This is a genomic window from Phytohabitans maris, assembly GCF_031085175.1.
Taxonomy (GTDB): Bacteria; Actinomycetota; Actinomycetes; order Mycobacteriales; family Micromonosporaceae; genus Phytohabitans; species Phytohabitans maris.
Window position 1 is genome coordinate 72,824 of sequence record NZ_JAVHUY010000021.1, and the last position, 15,666, is coordinate 88,489.

15 protein-coding genes are annotated in these 15,666 nt (G+C 74.0%); 9 read left to right on the top strand and 6 right to left on the bottom strand.

Features of this window, described 5'->3' with window-relative positions; all coding sequences use genetic code 11:
• Positions 1–8: 8 nt before the first annotated feature.
• From RB614_RS22640 to RB614_RS22665, 6 genes are all read right to left on the bottom strand, one after another.
• The gene (locus tag RB614_RS22640) at positions 9–761 is read right to left on the bottom strand and encodes a nucleotidyltransferase domain-containing protein (RefSeq protein WP_308714593.1); all 753 of its coding nucleotides are present in this window, start codon (positions 759–761) and stop codon (positions 9–11) included.
• Between the two features lie 145 nt (positions 762–906).
• Complete coding sequence (locus RB614_RS22645) at positions 907–3,696, bottom strand: FtsX-like permease family protein (protein WP_308714594.1); 2,790 nt, start codon at positions 3,694–3,696, stop codon at positions 907–909.
• Positions 3,693–4,406, bottom strand: coding sequence for an ABC transporter ATP-binding protein (locus tag RB614_RS22650; protein ID WP_308714595.1), 714 nt, complete (start codon positions 4,404–4,406; stop codon positions 3,693–3,695). The genes RB614_RS22645 and RB614_RS22650 overlap by 4 nt, the downstream gene beginning before the upstream one ends.
• A complete protein-coding gene (locus tag RB614_RS22655; RefSeq protein ID WP_308714596.1) occupies positions 4,403–4,984 on the bottom strand; it encodes a PadR family transcriptional regulator in 582 nt (193 codons plus the stop codon). Before RB614_RS22655 ends, RB614_RS22650 begins: the two co-directional genes overlap by 4 nt.
• A 49-nt stretch (positions 4,985–5,033) precedes the next feature.
• A complete protein-coding gene (locus RB614_RS22660; protein WP_308714597.1) occupies positions 5,034–5,459 on the bottom strand; it encodes a ferritin-like domain-containing protein in 426 nt (141 codons plus the stop codon).
• Positions 5,460–5,505: 46 nt separating this feature from the next.
• The gene (locus RB614_RS22665; protein WP_428983093.1) at positions 5,506–5,967 is read right to left on the bottom strand and encodes a hypothetical protein; all 462 of its coding nucleotides are present in this window, start codon (positions 5,965–5,967) and stop codon (positions 5,506–5,508) included.
• A 377-nt stretch (positions 5,968–6,344) separates the two neighbouring features.
• Here RB614_RS22665 and rimP point away from each other — a divergent pair, with 377 nt between their 5' ends.
• The 9 genes from rimP (at position 6,345) to RB614_RS22710 (ending at position 15,656) form a co-directional block, all read left to right on the top strand.
• On the top strand, positions 6,345–6,959 hold the full coding sequence (gene rimP / locus RB614_RS22670) for a ribosome maturation factor RimP (RefSeq protein ID WP_308714599.1): 615 nt from the start codon (positions 6,345–6,347) through the stop codon (positions 6,957–6,959).
• Entirely contained in the window at positions 6,956–7,990 is a 1,035-nt protein-coding gene (gene nusA, locus RB614_RS22675) for a transcription termination factor NusA (protein ID WP_308714600.1), read from the top strand. Before rimP ends, nusA begins: the two co-directional genes overlap by 4 nt.
• A 47-nt stretch (positions 7,991–8,037) precedes the next feature.
• Positions 8,038–8,325 carry a YlxR family protein gene (locus RB614_RS22680; protein ID WP_428983094.1) on the top strand — a complete coding sequence of 96 codons (288 nt, stop codon included), beginning with the start codon at positions 8,038–8,040 and terminating at the stop codon, positions 8,323–8,325.
• 107 nt (positions 8,326–8,432) lie between these two features.
• A complete protein-coding gene (gene infB / locus RB614_RS22685) occupies positions 8,433–11,471 on the top strand; it encodes a translation initiation factor IF-2 (protein WP_308714601.1) in 3,039 nt (1,012 codons plus the stop codon).
• A gap of 76 nt (positions 11,472–11,547) precedes the next feature.
• On the top strand, positions 11,548–11,841 hold the full coding sequence (locus RB614_RS22690) for a DUF503 domain-containing protein (RefSeq protein ID WP_308714602.1): 294 nt from the start codon (positions 11,548–11,550) through the stop codon (positions 11,839–11,841).
• A gap of 96 nt (positions 11,842–11,937) precedes the next feature.
• Positions 11,938–12,414, top strand: coding sequence for a 30S ribosome-binding factor RbfA (gene rbfA, locus RB614_RS22695; protein WP_308714603.1), 477 nt, complete (start codon positions 11,938–11,940; stop codon positions 12,412–12,414).
• Between the two features lie 5 nt (positions 12,415–12,419).
• Positions 12,420–13,481 carry a DHH family phosphoesterase gene (locus tag RB614_RS22700; protein WP_308714664.1) on the top strand — a complete coding sequence of 354 codons (1,062 nt, stop codon included), beginning with the start codon at positions 12,420–12,422 and terminating at the stop codon, positions 13,479–13,481.
• Between the two features lie 410 nt (positions 13,482–13,891).
• Positions 13,892–14,311, top strand: coding sequence for a hypothetical protein (locus RB614_RS22705; RefSeq protein WP_308714604.1), 420 nt, complete (start codon positions 13,892–13,894; stop codon positions 14,309–14,311).
• A gap of 43 nt (positions 14,312–14,354) precedes the next feature.
• Entirely contained in the window at positions 14,355–15,656 is a 1,302-nt protein-coding gene (locus tag RB614_RS22710) for an MATE family efflux transporter (RefSeq protein ID WP_308714605.1), read from the top strand.
• Positions 15,657–15,666 lie beyond the last annotated feature (10 nt).

The window sequence follows — 15,666 nt, forward strand, 5'->3', positions numbered from 1 at the left end:
CCACGTCGCTAGAACGACTTGACGGGAGCTTCGATCACCGGGCGGGGGCGGGCGTCGAAGACCGGGCGCACCGTGGCGGCGACCGGGCGGCCTCTGTTGGCCAGCTCCTTGGCCTGGTCGCGCAGGATCAGGCCGAGCTCGGTCATGTCGACGCCGGCCAGGCCGGTGCGCTTGACCGCGTCCGCGCTGTTGCGAAAGTACGTGCGGGTGAGCAGCCCCACCACCATCGCCGCGGAGAGCCGGGCCTCGCCGATCATCAGCATCGCGGCGTCCGTCTCGTACCACTGGGTGAGCCGGACCGCCCGCGCGTGCGCCGAGGAGGCCCGGCACCACGCCTCCCGGGCCAGCGTCGTGAACTCCAGCGACTTCGCCTCCGCCAGCCGGCCGAGGTGGGTGTCGCGGAGCCGCTCCAGCCACCCGTCCGGGTCGTAGATGGGGCGGGTCGTCACGTACCGGTCGGCGGCCAGCGGCCACGACGTGGAGAGAGTGCGGGCGTGCTGCAGGTACTCGTCGGCGGCCACCACCCCGAGGTCGACCAGGATCCCGTCCACCCGGCGGGTGACCGGTCGCGGCCCGGTGCCCGCCTTGTAGGTGACGACGACCAGGTCGACGTCGCTGGTGTCGGTGTCGTCGCCGTGGGCCAGCGACCCGTGCGCCCCGATCGCCAGCACCCCCGCCGGATATCGGCGCCGGGCCGCGTCGGCGACCTGTTCCGCCACGACCCAGCGGGGATTGGCGAGGTACGGGTTTGGCTCCGCCACGGCGATCATTCTCCGGCATCACCGTGTTCGTGCGGTAGCGCTCAGTTCTTTCTCGTCGGTCCGGCCCATCGCGTCATGCTTTCGAGCGTGCCGGCCGGCGGGCCCGCGCGGGCCCGCCGGCCACGCCTGTGGCACGACTTCGGGATCAGGTCGCGCGGCGCGCCTCGATCGGCAGCCGCGAGCGGGTGAGCAGGCCCGCGCCGAGCATCGCCACGAGCGGCACGACGGCGACGACCGCCAGGCTGCCCCAGGGCACCCCGACCGGGTACGCCGGTTGGACCGGCCACCGGTCGGCGCCGGCCTGGTTGTAGGCGTACAGGACGGCGGCGGAGACACCGAGCCCGGCGGCCACGCCCAGCACCGTGCCGAGGCCAGCGATCACGCCCGACTGGCTCAGCGACAGCCGCCGCCGTACCCCCGGACTGGCCCCCACCGCCGCGAGCGTGGACAGGTCGGAGCGGCCGTCGGCGGCGGCCAGGCCGGTGGCGATGCCGGCCGCGCCCAGCGTGATCAGCCCGGCCGCGCCGGCGAGGATCAGCAGCATCGGGTCGGAGCCGCGGGAAGGGCCGCGCTCGACCGAGACGAACAGGCTCTGGTCCAGGTCGCGCAGGCTGGCGGTCAGCCGGTCCTCTTCCACCGTGGTGGGCGTCCGGCTGTTGACCACCACGACGCCGGCCGGACGCTCGGCCAGCTTGGCCGCCGCGACCGCGCCGCTGGAGAGGATGGCGGAGCCGTGCGGCGGCGTGCCGGTGGCGACCGCGTACCCGGGTACCACGACCGTGGGTATCTTCGCCTGGTCCGCGGCCGTGACCGTACCGTCCTGCTGGCGGGCGTCGTAGATCTCCAGGGTGACCTTGCCGTCGACCACGAACCGCGGGTCGCCGAGCACGACGCCACCCGCGGCGATGGCCGCCTCGGCCCGGGCGAGGTCGTCGCCGGTCGCCCCGGTCAGCCCGGCGAGGGCGTCCGGCGTGGCGACGATGCCGCCGTAGCCGACGGACGACCAGCCGGTGTCCTGCGCGCAGCGCGGGTCCTGCCGGGCCTTGCGCTGGTCGGCGGCGCTGAGCGTGCCTCCGTCGTCGGCCCACGGGCACTCCCGCTCCGCCGGCAGGCGCGGAGTGAGTCCACAGTAGACGTCGGTGGGTGTGCCGGCGGCGCAGGCGACCTCGTTCGCGGGGACGGCGGCGACCACCGGGAACGCCGCCTGGGCCAGCGCCGCCACCCGCCCCAGGTCGGGCCCCTTCCCGGCGTCCCGCGGGTCCTCGGCGGAGCCGCCGTACTGGTACTGGATGAGCGCGTTTCCGGCGGGGATGCCGGCCCGGTAGCCGGCGTCGTCGCGCTCCTGCTCGGCGGTGAGCACGACGCCGAGGGCGACGCTACCGGCGACGGCGGCCATGACCGCGGCGATGGCCGGTGCCGAGGCGGCCCGGTTCCGGGCGGTGTCGCGCAGCGCGATCCGGGGCGCGAGCGGCAGCACCCGGCCGAGCCGGGCGATGAGCCCCACCAGGGCGGGGGTGCAGAGCACCAGCCCGAGCTCGCCGAGGATCAGGCCGGCCAGCACGGCGTTGATGTCGGTGCGGCGGGCGCCGAGGAACGTCACGGCGGCGCCGACCACGGCGAGCACGACGCCGGCGACCAGCCAGCGCTTGCGCGAGCGCACGCTGCCGCGCCGCCCGGTCAGGGCCGCGACCACGTCGCCGCGGGCCGCGGTGAACGCCGGCACGAGCGCGGCGAGCAGCCCGGTACCCACCGCGAGCGCGGCGATGCCGGCGAGGGCGAGCGGAAAGGCCCGGTAGCCGCCGGCCCGCTGGCTGACGACGTGGACCTCCAGCAGCGGGCGGGTGAGGAAGGCGACCGCGACGCCGAGCACCAGCCCGGCGCCGGCACCGAGCGCGCCCAGCACCACGCCGTCGGCGAGCACGATGCGGCGCAGGTGTGCCGGGGTACCCCCGTTGGCGGCGACGAGTCCGAGGTCGCGCCGCCGGCGGCGGGCGCCCACCGCGAACGCCGGGCCGGCCAGCAGCACGATCTCCAGGATCGCGAGGCCAGCGACCAGGCCGCCGACGCCGACCGCCTGCGCGTCGACGCCGGTGGAGCGGAACCCCGCCGGTACCTGCGACGCGGGCGGCGGGTGCAGGAACACGTCCCGCGAGAAGACCACCATGCCGCGCTGGTTGAGCTGCTTGACCTGCTCCCAGCTGACCGGGGCGGGGGCGTCCCAGAGCCAGGCGGCGCCGTCCGTCGAGTTGGGGCCGGTGGGCATGGCACCGGGCAGGAAGACCACTTTCTCCAAGAGCGAGTCCGGAAACTCGACGAGCCCGGTGACCGTCCAGGAGCGGATGCGGTCCGCGCTCTGGACCGTGCCGCCGATGCCGGCGCCGATCCGCTCGGCCGCCCGCGGGCTGAGCGCCACCTCGCCGTCGTCGGCCGGCCCGCGCCCCGCGAGGAGCGTGACGAGCCCGGCGGTGAGGGGGTCGCGTACGTCCAGGCCGCGGGTGGTCAGGGAGCCGATACCGCCGGCGGTACGGAACTCGGCGAAGCTCTCCAGCGACGGGATGATCCGGCTGCCGGCGGGGAGGCCGGCGAGGATCTCCCGCTCGGTACGGGGCACGGAGCGTCCGTCACCGTCGACGCTCCAGCCGTCGCCGCGCGGGTCCTGCGTGACCCGCCCGTCGTAGCCCCACATGAGCCGGGCGTCGGCGGCGCCCATCTCGCGTTCGGCCTGCTCGCCGGGGCGGAGCCGGAACATGTCGTACGAGGCGGCGGCGAAGGTCAGCGCCAGCACCGGCAGCGCGATCATCGCGACCACCAGCGCCGAGCGCCCCTTGGCCCGGCGCGCCTCCCGCCGCGCGATGCGCAGCGCGGTCAGCCAGGAGATGCCGGGGGCCCCGCGTAAACGTGGAGCGAAGCGGAGCGTTTTCGTGGGGTGGATCACGAGGCCGGCTCCAGCAGCTCTTCGGCCTGGGCCAGCGGGCCGGACGTGTCCACGACGACGCCGTCGCGCAGGAAGACCACCCGGTCGGCCCAGCCGGCGTGCCGCGCCTCGTGCGTGACCAGTACGCCGGCCGCCCCGGCGTCGACCCGGGCCCGGAGCAGCCGCAGCACCGCCTCGCCGGTCTGCGAGTCGAGCGCGCCGGTCGGCTCGTCGGCCAGTACGAGGCGGCGGTCGCCGACCAGCGCCCGGGCGATCGCCACCCGCTGCTGCTGGCCGCCGGACATGTCGTCGGGGAAGCGGGGGCCGAGGTCGGCGAGGCCCACCTCGTCCAGCGCGGCCACGGCGAGCCGGCGCGCCTTCCGTACGCTCATGCCGTCCAGCTCGAGGGGGAGCGCGACGTTCTCCGCGGCGGTGAGGCTGGGCAGCAGGTTGAGGTCCTGGAAGACGTAGCCGACCGAGCGCCGGCGCAGTGCGGCGAGCTGCCGTTTGGAGAGCTCGCCGAGCAGCTTGCCCTCGACGTACACGCCGCCCTGGGTGGGGCGGTCGAGGCCGCCGGCGAGGTTGAGCAGCGTGGACTTGCCGGAGCCGGACGGGCCCATGACGGCGGTCAGCTCACCGGGGCGTACCCCGAGCGTCACGCCGCGCAGCGCGTGCACGACCGCCGCGCCGCTGCCGTGGGTGCGGTGCACGTCGCGTAGTTCGAGGATCATGAGTGGGTCACCTCGCTGTGCTCAGGGTCCGGCGCCGTCGCCGGTACCGCCTTGGGTGGCGGGGGTGGAAAACGCATCAGGCTCGCCTCGCAATGGTCCAACCAGCGGATCTCCGCTTCGGCCTGGAAGATCATCGCGTCGAGCACGAGCCGCCACGGCAGGTCGACGGTCTCGGTCTCCCGGCTCTTGAGGCGGGTGTACTCCTGTAGTGCCCGCATTGTCGCCGTCCGCTGGGTCTGCACGACCGCCCGCACGTCGACGCCGGGGGTGGTGAGCGCCAGCGCGAGCTTGATCGCCAGCTCGTCCCGGGGGCGGTCGGTGCGGCTGATCGGGGTGGCAAACCACTGCGCCAGCTCGTCGCGGCCCGGATCAGTGATCTCGTACGGCCGCTGCCCCCCGTCGTTCTCCGGCAGCGGGCGCACGAGGCCGTCCCGTTCGAGGCGGGACAGGGTCGTGTAGACCTGCCCGATGTTGAGCGGCCACGTCGTGCCGGTCGACTCTTCGAAGGCGGCGCGGAGCTGGTAGCCGTACATGGGGCCACGTTCGAGCAGCGCCAGGAGGCCGTGACGGATGGACATGGCTACCGAGTATGCATACTCGGTATGGCGGGGGCAAGGGTGGGGGTTGTCAGGCGGCCCGGCCGGGGAAGGGGACGGTCGCCGGGCTGACTCCGGCGCGGCGGCGCCAGCGGGTGGCCCGGACCGCGCAGTCGGTGAGCGCGGCGAGCGCGGTGGAGCGGTCGGCCTCCGTGGTCTGCGGCAGGGCGGCCCGCCACACCGCCGCCGTACGCTCCTCGATCTCGGTGGCCAGCTTGAGCGCGGCGGCCCGGTCGGTGACCGGGTACGGCAGCGCGTAGCTCGGCGCCGCCGGCGGAGGGGTCGCGCCCAGCTCGGTCAGCCGGAGCACGAGCGCGTCCCGGCGACCGCGGTGGGTGGCCTCGGCCTGCCGGGCGTCCGCGGCCGAGGCGGTGTCGAGGCGGACCCCGATCGGCCCGTACGCGAAGATCGCGGCGTGCTCGGCGTCGAGCGCGGCGGCCAGCGCCTCGGGGCTCATCGGGTGCTCCCGGACGGGAATGGTCGCGGACCAGGTCGCGTTGCGTTCACCGGACCACTTCCAGGTGTGTCGCGCGGGCCGCGGCGATCGAGCCGAGCAGCGCGGCACGATCGGCCGGCGCGGCCTGGCAGGCCTGCGCGGCGCTCTTCTGCCCCTTGACCTCCGCGCTCCGCAGCGCGGCGAGCGTGCTCTTCGCGTCGCCGCCGGGCGGGGTGGGGCTGGCCGAGGGGTCCGGGGAGGCGGACGCGCTCGGTGCCGGCGCCTTGATCACCTTGGTCAGGGCGGTCGCGTGCTCGCGATGCGCCTGCGCGACCGGGGTCAACCGGTCGGCGAGGACGGGAAACGCGGTGATCGCGGCCTCGTGCTGGCCGGCCAGGGAGAGCGCCTCGGTGAGCAGTGGAGCGAGCGGGTCGGGCGCCGGGGGCGGAGCCTTCTCCTCTTCGTCGCCGAAGAGGCCGCACCCGCTGATCGGGCCCAGCACGGCGGCCCCCACCGCCGCGGCCAGCACTCCACGGCGGGACGGCTGTCGCAGTTCAGGCCAGCTCCGCACGGGCAAAGTCTGCCGTACTCCCGCCACCAGCCAGGCACCCCACTCCCGGAAACCTCCGCCTGGGGTGATCGGGCCGCTCTCCGGATGAGGTGCCGGGGTCGAAGGGAGGAGGCCTGGGGTGATCGGGCCGCTCTCCGGACGAGGTGCCGGGGTCGAAGGGAGGAGGCCCGACGGTGGGAAGGTCGGTGCGGCGGCCGTCCCCGACGGGCTCCGGCGCGTTACGCTCTGCGCAGCCACCGGACGCTCATCGGTCCGGTGGCAAGGAGGCATGGCCGCCTAACCAGGCCGGAGAGACGGCGGTCGGGTGGCCCGAGTGACGGAGAGAGGTGCGCCTGATGACTCAGCGTGGTCGCACCACTCCATCTCGAAGCTCCGGCGACCGCCGCCGCCCGCCGGCCGGCGCCGACCGGACCCCGCAGCCGCGGGTGTCCAAGGAGCGGGTCGCCGCCGTCGTGCGGCCGGTGGTGACCGCCGCCGGGTACGACCTGGAGGACCTCGCGGTCTCCCGGGCCGGGCGGCGGCACGTGGTGCGGGTGACGATCGACGGCGACCGGGGCGTGAGCCTCGACGACATCGCCGACGTCTCCCGGACCGTCTCGGCGGCGCTCGACGCGGCCGAGGAGACCGAGGGCGACCTGCTGCCCGGGGAGTACGAGCTGGAGGTCAGCTCGCGCGGCGTGGACCGGCCGCTGACCCTGCCCCGGCACTGGCGGCGCAACGTCGGGCGGCTGGTGAAGGCGAGCGTGGCCGGGCGGCAGGTCACCGGGCGGATCAAGGCCGCCGGCGACGACGGCGTGACGCTCGATGTCGACGGCACCGTCCAGGAGGTGGCCCACGCCGACCTCGGGCCAGGCCGGGTGCAGCTGGAGTTCACCCGGTGGGGTGAGGTCGAGGGCGCCGACGAGGACGACGAGATCGATGAGATCGACGAGGAGGACGAGGAGAGGTGAACATCGACCTCGCGGCGCTGCGCGCCCTCGAACGGGAGCGGGAGATCCCGTTCGACACGATCCTCGCGGCGATCGAGACCGCGCTGCTGACCGCGTACCGGCACACGGAGGGCGCCGAGGCGCACGCGCGGGTGGAGATCGACCGGAAGACCGGCGCCGCGCTCGTGTACGCGCAGGAGCTGGACCCGGACGGCGCCGTGATCCGCGAGTGGGACGACACCCCGCACGACTTCGGCCGCATCGCCGCGATGACCGCCAAGCAGGTCATCCTGCAGCGGTTGCGCGAGGCCACCGACGAGGTGCACTTCGGCGAGTACGTGGGCCGCGACGGCGACCTGGTGACCGGCGTGGTGCAGGCGCACGAGGCGCGCTCGGAAAAGGGCATCGTCACCGTCGACCTGGGCAAGCTGGAGGCGGTACTGCCCCACTCCGAGCAGGTGCCCGGCGAGATCTACGGGCACGGCCAGCGGATCCGCTGCGTCGTCGTCCACGTGGCCAAGGGCTTCCGCGGCCCACAGATCACGCTCTCCCGGTCGCACCCCAACCTCGTGAAGAAGCTTTTCGCGCTGGAGGTGCCGGAGATCGCCGACGGCACGGTGGAGATCGCGGCGATCGCCCGTGAGGCGGGTCACCGCACCAAGATCGCCGTACGCTCGACCGCGCCGGGGGTCAACGCCAAGGGCGCCTGCATCGGTCCCATGGGCCAGCGGGTCCGCGCGGTGATGAGCGAGCTGCACGGTGAAAAAATCGACATCATCGACTGGTCGGACGATCCCGCCCACTTCGTCGGCAACGCGCTCTCGCCCGCCAAGGCGCTGCGCGTGGAGGTCATCGACGCGGCGACCCGTACCGCTCGGGTCACCGTTCCGGACTTCCAGCTCTCGCTCGCGATCGGTCGGGAAGGGCAGAACGCCCGGCTCGCCGCGCGGCTCACCGGATGGCGGATCGACATCCGCCCGGACAACGAGCCGGCGCGGCCCGCCGGTAGCGATCATGCGACCGAGCCAGGCGGCGCGGTCGCCGAGGCGTAGGGGTAGACTCTCTGTTGGTACGACGTGCGCGGCCGGTGCGCACCTGTGTGGGTTGCCGGCAGCGGGCGGCGGCCACCGATTTGCTACGGGTTGTCGCGGTTCCCAGTGAGGCTGGCCACAGCCTCATGGTGGATCCGGCCCGTAGACTGCCGGGTCGGGGAGCTCACCTGCATCCTGATCCGGCTTGCTTCGCGCTGGCGGAGCGGCGTCGAGCCTTCGGGCGAGCGCTGCGCCTCACCGGTGTCCTGGACACCGGTGCGCTGGCCGAGCACATCCGTGCGGTAGCCACTACGACCGGCCAGCAGGCCGGTCGGGGGTCGCAAAGAGCAAGGTAGGACGACCGACATGAGCACACGATGAAGTCGCTGAAATGACCAGGCTTCAAGTGCAGGAGTGAGGTCGCTGCGGGTGCCGCCCGCACGACCTCGGAGTGAGGAGTGCAGTGGCAGGCAAGGCCCGCGTACACGAGCTCGCGAAAGAGCTCGGGGTCGAAAGCAAGACCGTGCTCGCCAAGCTGAAGGAGATGGGCGAGTTCGTCAAGTCCGCGTCGAGCACTGTGGAGGCGCCGGTCGCCCGGCGGCTGCGCGGTGCGTTCGCCGCACAATCGCAAGCCCCCGCGGCGGCTTCGGCCGCCCCACCGGCACCGGCCGCATCTCCGGCGGCACCAGCCGCACCGGCCCCGGCGCCCCAGAAGGTCTCGGCGCGCCCCGCGCCGCCCCGGCGGGCGACGCCCGCTCCCGGGCCCTCGGCCCGGCCAAAGGCCCCCGTCCCCGGTCCGCCCCAGCCCGCCCCCGTCGCCAAGCCCGCGAGCGCCCACGACATCGAAGTCGCCGCGGCCGAGGAGCGTGCGGCGCGGCTCAAGCGCGACCAGGAGGCGGCGGTCAAGGCCGCCCAGCAGGCAGCTAAGCAGCGTGACACCGCGCGCCGGGAGCCCCCGGCCGACGGTGCTACCCGGCCCAAGCCCGGTCCGGGCGCGGTGCCTCCGCGGCCCGGCTCCCCGGCCGCCGGTCGGCCCACGCCTCCCGCGGCACCCAGCCCGGGTCCCGGGCGTCCCGGTCCGCGCCCCCCGCGCAGCGGCGGCAACAACCCGTTCGGCATCACGCCCGGCGGTCAGCGCCCCGCGGCCAGCGGCGGTGGTGGCGGTGGCGGCCCCCGGCCCAACCCGGCCTCGATGCCGCCGCGGCCGAGCCCGGCGTCCATGCCGCCGCGGCCGAGCCCGGCGTCCATGCCGACGCAGCGGCCCGGCCGACCCGGCGGCGGCCCCGGTGGTCCCGGCGGTGGCCGTGGCCCCGGCGGCGGCGGGCGCGGTCCCGGTGGCGGCGGTGGCGGTGGCTTCCGCGGCGGCGGTGGCGGTCCCGGCGGCGGCGGTGGCGGTGGCTTCCGCGGCGGCGGTGGCGGTCCCGGCGGCGGTGGCGGCGGTGGCTTCCGCGGCGGCGGTGGCGGTCCCGGCGGTGGCGGCGGCGGTGGTGGTTACCGCGGCGGTCCCGGTGGCGCCCCGGCGGGTGCCGGCGGTGCCGGCCGTCCCGGTGGCGGTGGCCGCGGTCGCGGCGGTGGAGCGGCGGGTGCCTTCGGGCGTCCCGGCGGGAAGCCGACCCGCGGTCGCAAGTCCAAGAAGCAGCGCCGTCAAGAGTTCGACAACCTGTCCGCGCCGCAGATGAGTTCCGGTGCTCCGCGCGGTCAGGGCCAGGTCGTCCGGCTCTCGCGCGGTGCGTCGCTCTCCGACTTCGCCGACAAGATCAACGCCAACCCCGGTTCGCTGGTCCAGGAGATGTTCAACCTGGGCGAGATGGTGACGGCGACGCAGTCGTGCTCCGACGACACGTTGCTGCTGCTCGGCGAGCACCTCGGCTTCGACGTGCAGATCGTCAGCCCCGAAGACGAGGACCGCGAGCTGCTCGCGCAGTTCAACATCGACCTCGACGCGGCGGTCGACGAAGACCGGCTGGTCAGCCGGCCGCCGGTCGTGACCGTCATGGGTCACGTCGACCACGGTAAGACGAAGCTGCTCGACGCGATCCGCAAGACCAACGTGATCGAGGGCGAGGCCGGCGGCATCACCCAGCACATCGGTGCCTACCAGGTCATGGTCGAGCACGATGGCGCCGAGCGGGCGATCACCTTCATCGACACCCCGGGTCACGAGGCGTTCACCGCCATGCGTGCCCGTGGTGCCCAGGTGACCGACATCGTCATCCTGGTCGTCGCGGCCGACGACGGCGTCATGCCGCAGACGATCGAGGCGCTCAACCACGCCAAGGCGGCCGAGGTGCCGATCGTGGTCGCGGTCAACAAGGTCGACAAGCCGGAGGCCAACCCGGACAAGGTGCGCCAGCAGCTCACCGAGTACGGGCTGGTGGCCGAGGAGTACGGCGGCGACACGATGTTCGTCAACGTCGCGGCCAAGCCGGGCATCGGCATCGACGACCTGCTCGAGGCCGTCCTGCTGACCGCCGACGCGTCGCTCGAGCTGACCGCTGCGATCGACGGTCCGGCCCAGGGTGTGGCCATCGAGGCACACCTCGACAAGGGCCGGGGCGCGGTGGCCACGGTGCTGGTGCAAAAGGGCACGCTCCGCGCCGGCGACTCGATCGTCGCCGGTGGGGCGCACGGCCGCGTCCGCGCCATGCTCGACGAAAACGGCAAGCCGGTCGTCGAGGCGGGCCCGTCCCGTCCGGTGCTGGTGCTGGGCCTCACGGCGGTGCCGGGCGCGGGCGACACGTTCCTCGCCGCGACCGACGACCGCACCGTGCGGCAGATCGCCGAGCAGCGCCAGGCGCGGCGGCGGGCGGCGAGCTTCGCCAACTCCCGCGGTCGGGCCACCCTCGAGACGCTCATGGAGCAGATCAAGGAAGGCGAGAAGACCACGCTCAACCTCATCCTCAAGGGCGACGTCTCCGGTTCGGTGGAGGCCCTGGAGGATGCGCTGTTCAAGCTCGACATCCCAGACGAGGTGCAGCTCAAGATCCTCGACCGGGGCGTCGGCGCGATCACCGAGAGCAACGTCATGCTCGCCAGCGCCTCGTCCGAGGCCGCGACGATCATCGGCTTCAACGTGCGGGCCTCCAACAAGGTCCGCGAGATCGCCGACCGCGAGGGCGTGGAGATCCGGTACTACACGGTCATCTACCAGGCCATCGAGGAGATCGAGGCGGCGCTCAAGGGCCTGCTCAAGCCCGAGTACGAAGAGGTCGAGCTCGGCTCGGCGGAGGTCCGCGAGGTCTTCCGTTCGTCCAAGGTCGGCAACATCGCGGGTTGTATCGTCCGGTCCGGCCTCCTGCGGCGCAACGCCAAGGCGAGGCTCATCCGCGACGGGGTCGTGGTGGCGGAAAACCTCACGATCAGCTCGCTCAAGCGGTTCAAGGACGACGCGACCGAGGTCCGCGAGGGCTTCGAGTGTGGTCTGACGCTCCAGGGCTACAACAACATCCAGGTCGACGACGTCATCGAGACGTTCGAGATGCGGGAGAAGACGCGCGCCTGAGACGCGTGGTTCGTAGAGCGCCCCGCCGGCACCCGCCGGCGGGGCGCTTCGCGTCGGGCCAGTAAGTTCTCTCGGCGTGTACACCGGAACCGCTGTGTTTGACGTGCTCCTCCCAGGGGACTCACGTTCGTTGAAGGCCAAGCGCTCGTACGTGCGGCCGATCGTCGCGGCCTTGCGCAAGTTCGAGGTCTCCGTGGCCGAGGTCGGCGCGCTCGACCGGCACGGGCGGGCGGAGATCGGGGTGGCGGTGGTGGCCGCCGAGCCCGGGCACGTGGGGGAGGTGCTCGACTCCTGCGAGCGGCTCGTCGCCGGCCGCCCGGAGCTCGAACTGCTGTCCGTGAGGCGCCGGCTACACGGCGACGAGGACTGATTTTGTGCTGCTCACACGGGTAGTGTGCAGAGGGTTGGCGGGTGTCTCCGGCCGCCTGGCCGGGTGCGCGCAAATGGAGCTTCCGGAGGTGGCGAGATGACGGACCCGGCCAAGGTACGCCGGCACGCGGAACGGGTGCGGGAGCTGGTGGCTTCGGTGGTGCGCACCCAGATCAAGGATCCCCGCCTCGGCATGATCACCATCACGGACGCCCGGATCACCGCCGACCTGCGCGACGCCACGGTCTTCTACACGGTGCTCGGTGACGCGGCGGCCCAGGCGGGCACCGCGGCGGCCCTCGACAGCGCCAAGGGGCTCGTGCGCAGCACGGTGGGCAAGGCGCTCGGGCTGCGCCACTCGCCGACGCTGACCTTCATCCACGACGACGTGCAGGACCACGCCAAGCACATCGACGACCTGCTCGCCCAGGCGCGCACCGCCGACGCCGAGGTGCAGCGGATGGCGGCCGGCGCGGAGTACGCGGGCGAGTCCAACCCGTACAAGGAGGAGTCCGAGGAGGACGAGTCCGACGAGCCGGACGCCGCCGCGGACGACTCCCGGGACCGGCCGTGACCTCCGTGGTGGAGGTGCCGGCCGCGGAGACGGCCGAGCCGACCGCCGCCGACTGGGCCGCCGCCGTCGCCGCCGTGCACGGGCTGCCGGCGGGTGGCACGGTGCTGCTGGTCTGCCACGTCAACCCGGACGGCGACGCGCTGGGCAGCATGCTCGGCATGGCGCTGGGCCTGCGCCGGCTGGGGATCACCCAGCTCCAGGCGACGTTCCCGGGCGCGACGGCCGGGTCCGGCGACGACGGGTACGCCGGGCCGCCGGAGGTGCCCGAGCCGTTCCGCTGGCTGCCCGGCCTCGACCTGCTGGTGCCGGCCGCCGACGCGTATCCGGCACCGGACCTGTTCCTCTGCTTCGACGCGGCGAGCGCCTCGCGGCTCGGCGGGCTGGCCGACCGGCTCGGCACGGCCGGCGCCGCCGTGGTGCTCGACCACCATGCCTCCAACACCCGGTTCGGCGGCATCCACCTGGTCGACCCCGGTGCCGCCGCCACTTCCGTGGTGGCCGAGGGGCTGCTCAACCGGCTGGAGGTGCCGCTCGACGCGGAGATCGCCCAGTGCCTGTACGTGGCGCTGGCCACCGACACCGGCTCGTTCCGGTTCGACATGACCACCCCGGCGGTGCACGAGATGGCCGCCCGGCTCATCGCGACCGGCATCAGCCCGGGTGTCATCTCCCGCCGGATCTTCGACACCCGCCCGTTCGGCGCGGTTCGGCTCTACGGTGACGTGCTGCAGCGCGCCAAGCTGGAGCCCGAGGCGGCCGGCGGGGTGGGGCTCGTGTGGACGTACGCGACGCTCGACGACCTGGCCCGCCACGGCCAGAAGCCGTACGTGCTGGAGGCGCTCATCGACTCCGTGCGCTGCGCGGCGGAGGCCGATGTGAGCTGCGTGGTCAAGCAGGCCGGCCCGGGCGAGTGGGCGGTGTCGATGCGCAGCAAGGGCGCGGTCGACGTGAGCCGGGTCGCGGTGGCGCTGGGCGGGGGCGGCCACCGGCTGGCCGCGGGCTTCACCGGGCGGGGCTCGGTCGATGACGTGATCGGGTCCATCCGGGCCGAGCTTCGAGGGGCATGACGACGCAGCGTTTCCTTCCGCTACCGGTCCGTATGCCGGGAACCTAGGGCGCGTTCATCTGACTTAACGCTAACTTGGTTGGCGTTGCGTGCCGGTTCGTGCGTGAGTTCGTATCCATGAGCGCCGCGTGCGGCCGGTGTTGCCTCCAGGGTCCGACCGACCCGGGCTCGCGCCACTGTCGCTCCGGCGATCCCGGAGGGCCGTCCCGGCGCACCGCACGACCGCCCGCTGTGTGGCCTCGCATGCCGCGCGCCGCACACGCCCTGGAAGGATCGCCGTTCCCATGGCCAGCAAGCCCAAGCCGCAGACCTCTGAGGAAGAGCGCGAGCAGGCCCGCCGCGCCCTGCAGACCTCGATGGACACGCGCCAGTAACGCACGCTCTTGATTGGCCGTGGCACCATGCCACGGCATGCGGATCGAAGGCCCTGACGGCCGCCGGTGGTGGGTCGGCCGGCGCTGGTTGCCCTGGCGGTGGCGTCCCCGCGGTGCCGATGTCGGCGGCGGTGTCCCCGACTTTCCGGTGAGCGGTGACGAGCCCATCGGCTTCCTGATCGCGATCGGCGTCCTCGCCGTGATCGTCGTCCTGCCGGCCATCCTCGTCGCCGCCGTCTTCGTGGCCGAGTGGCTCCTGCTGCTCCTGCTGCTGCCGATCGTCACCGTGCTCCGGGTGGGCTTCGGCATGCCCTGGACCGTCGTCGCCCGCGCCAAGGGCGCGCGCTACACCGAGCAGGTCTCCGGCTGGCGCCGGTCGCGTGAGCTCATCCGGACCACCCGCTCCGAGATCAAGGAGTACGGCGAACCGCGCTCGCTCTTCAGTGTAAGTACCTAGGAACGTTGCGGTCATTACGCGACCGGTGTCAGGATTGCGGGCGATGTCCCCGTACTCCTCGCGCCGGGTCGCGGCTCTCGCGCTGCCCGCGCTGATCGTGCTGGCCGCCGAGCCGATCTACGTGCTCGTCGACACCGCGGTCGTGGGTCACCTGGGCAGCGTCCCGCTGGCCGCCCTCGCGATCGGTGGCACGGTGATGTCGGCCGCCGCCTGGCTGGGCACCGTGATGGCGTACGGCACGACCGGCCGCTCCGCCCGCCGGTTCGGCGCCGGGGACCGGGCCGCCGCGGTCGCCGAGGGGGTGCAGGCGTCGTGGCTCGCGTTCGGCGTGGGGCTCGCGCTGGCCGTGGTCGCTCAGGTGGCGGCCGGCCCGCTCGCCCGTACCCTCGGCGGTGGCGACCCGGTCGTGGCCGGCGCCGCCGCGCAGTGGCTGCGGATCGCGGCGCTGGGCGCCCCCGGCCTGCTCCTGGCCGCGGCCGGCAACGGCTGGATGCGCGGGGTACAGGACACCCGACGTCCGCTTTACTACGTGCTCGGCGCCAACGCGCTCTCCGCGGTGCTCTGCCCGATCCTGGTGTACCCGGCCGGGTTCGGGCTGGTCGGCTCGGCCGTGGCCAACGTGGTCGCGCAGACCGTCGCCGGCGTCCTCTTCGCCCGGGCGCTGGTCGCCGAGCGGGTGTCGCTGCGCCCGCGCCCCGAGGTGATCGGCCAGCAGATCGTGCTCGGCCGCGACCTGCTGATCCGCGGCTCGGCGTTTCAGGCCTGCTTCCTCTCCGCGACCGCGGTGGCCGCCCGCTTCGGCACGGCGGTCGTCGCCGCGCACCAGATCACCGTCCAGCTGTGGTTCTTCTGCGCGCTCGCCCTCGACGCGGTGGCGATCGCCGCCCAGTCGCTGGTCGGTGCCGCGCTCGGCGCCGGGTACGACCGCGAGGCCCGCGACCTGGGCCGGCGGATCGCGCTGATCGGCGGCGTCTGCGGGGCGTGCTTCGCCGTCGTGATCGGGGCGGGGGCGGACGTGGTGCCGGGCTGGTTCAGCGGCGACCCCGCGGTCCGCGACCAGGCACTGGTGGCCTGGCCGTGGTTCGTCGCGCTGCTGCCGCTGGCCGGTGTCGTCTACGCCCTGGACGGCGTGCTCATCGGCGCCGGCGACGCCCGCTATCTGCGCAACGTCACGATCGTGGCCGCGCTCGCCGGCTTCCTGCCGGTGGTGTGGCTCGCCTACGCGCTGGACGCCGGGCTCGGCGGCATCTGGGCCGGGCTGTCGCTCTTCATCGTGCTGCGCCTGGTCACCCTGCTGCTCCGCATGCGCTCCGGCGCCTGGGCCGTGGTCGGCGCGGTGCGGTAGGACCGCGCGA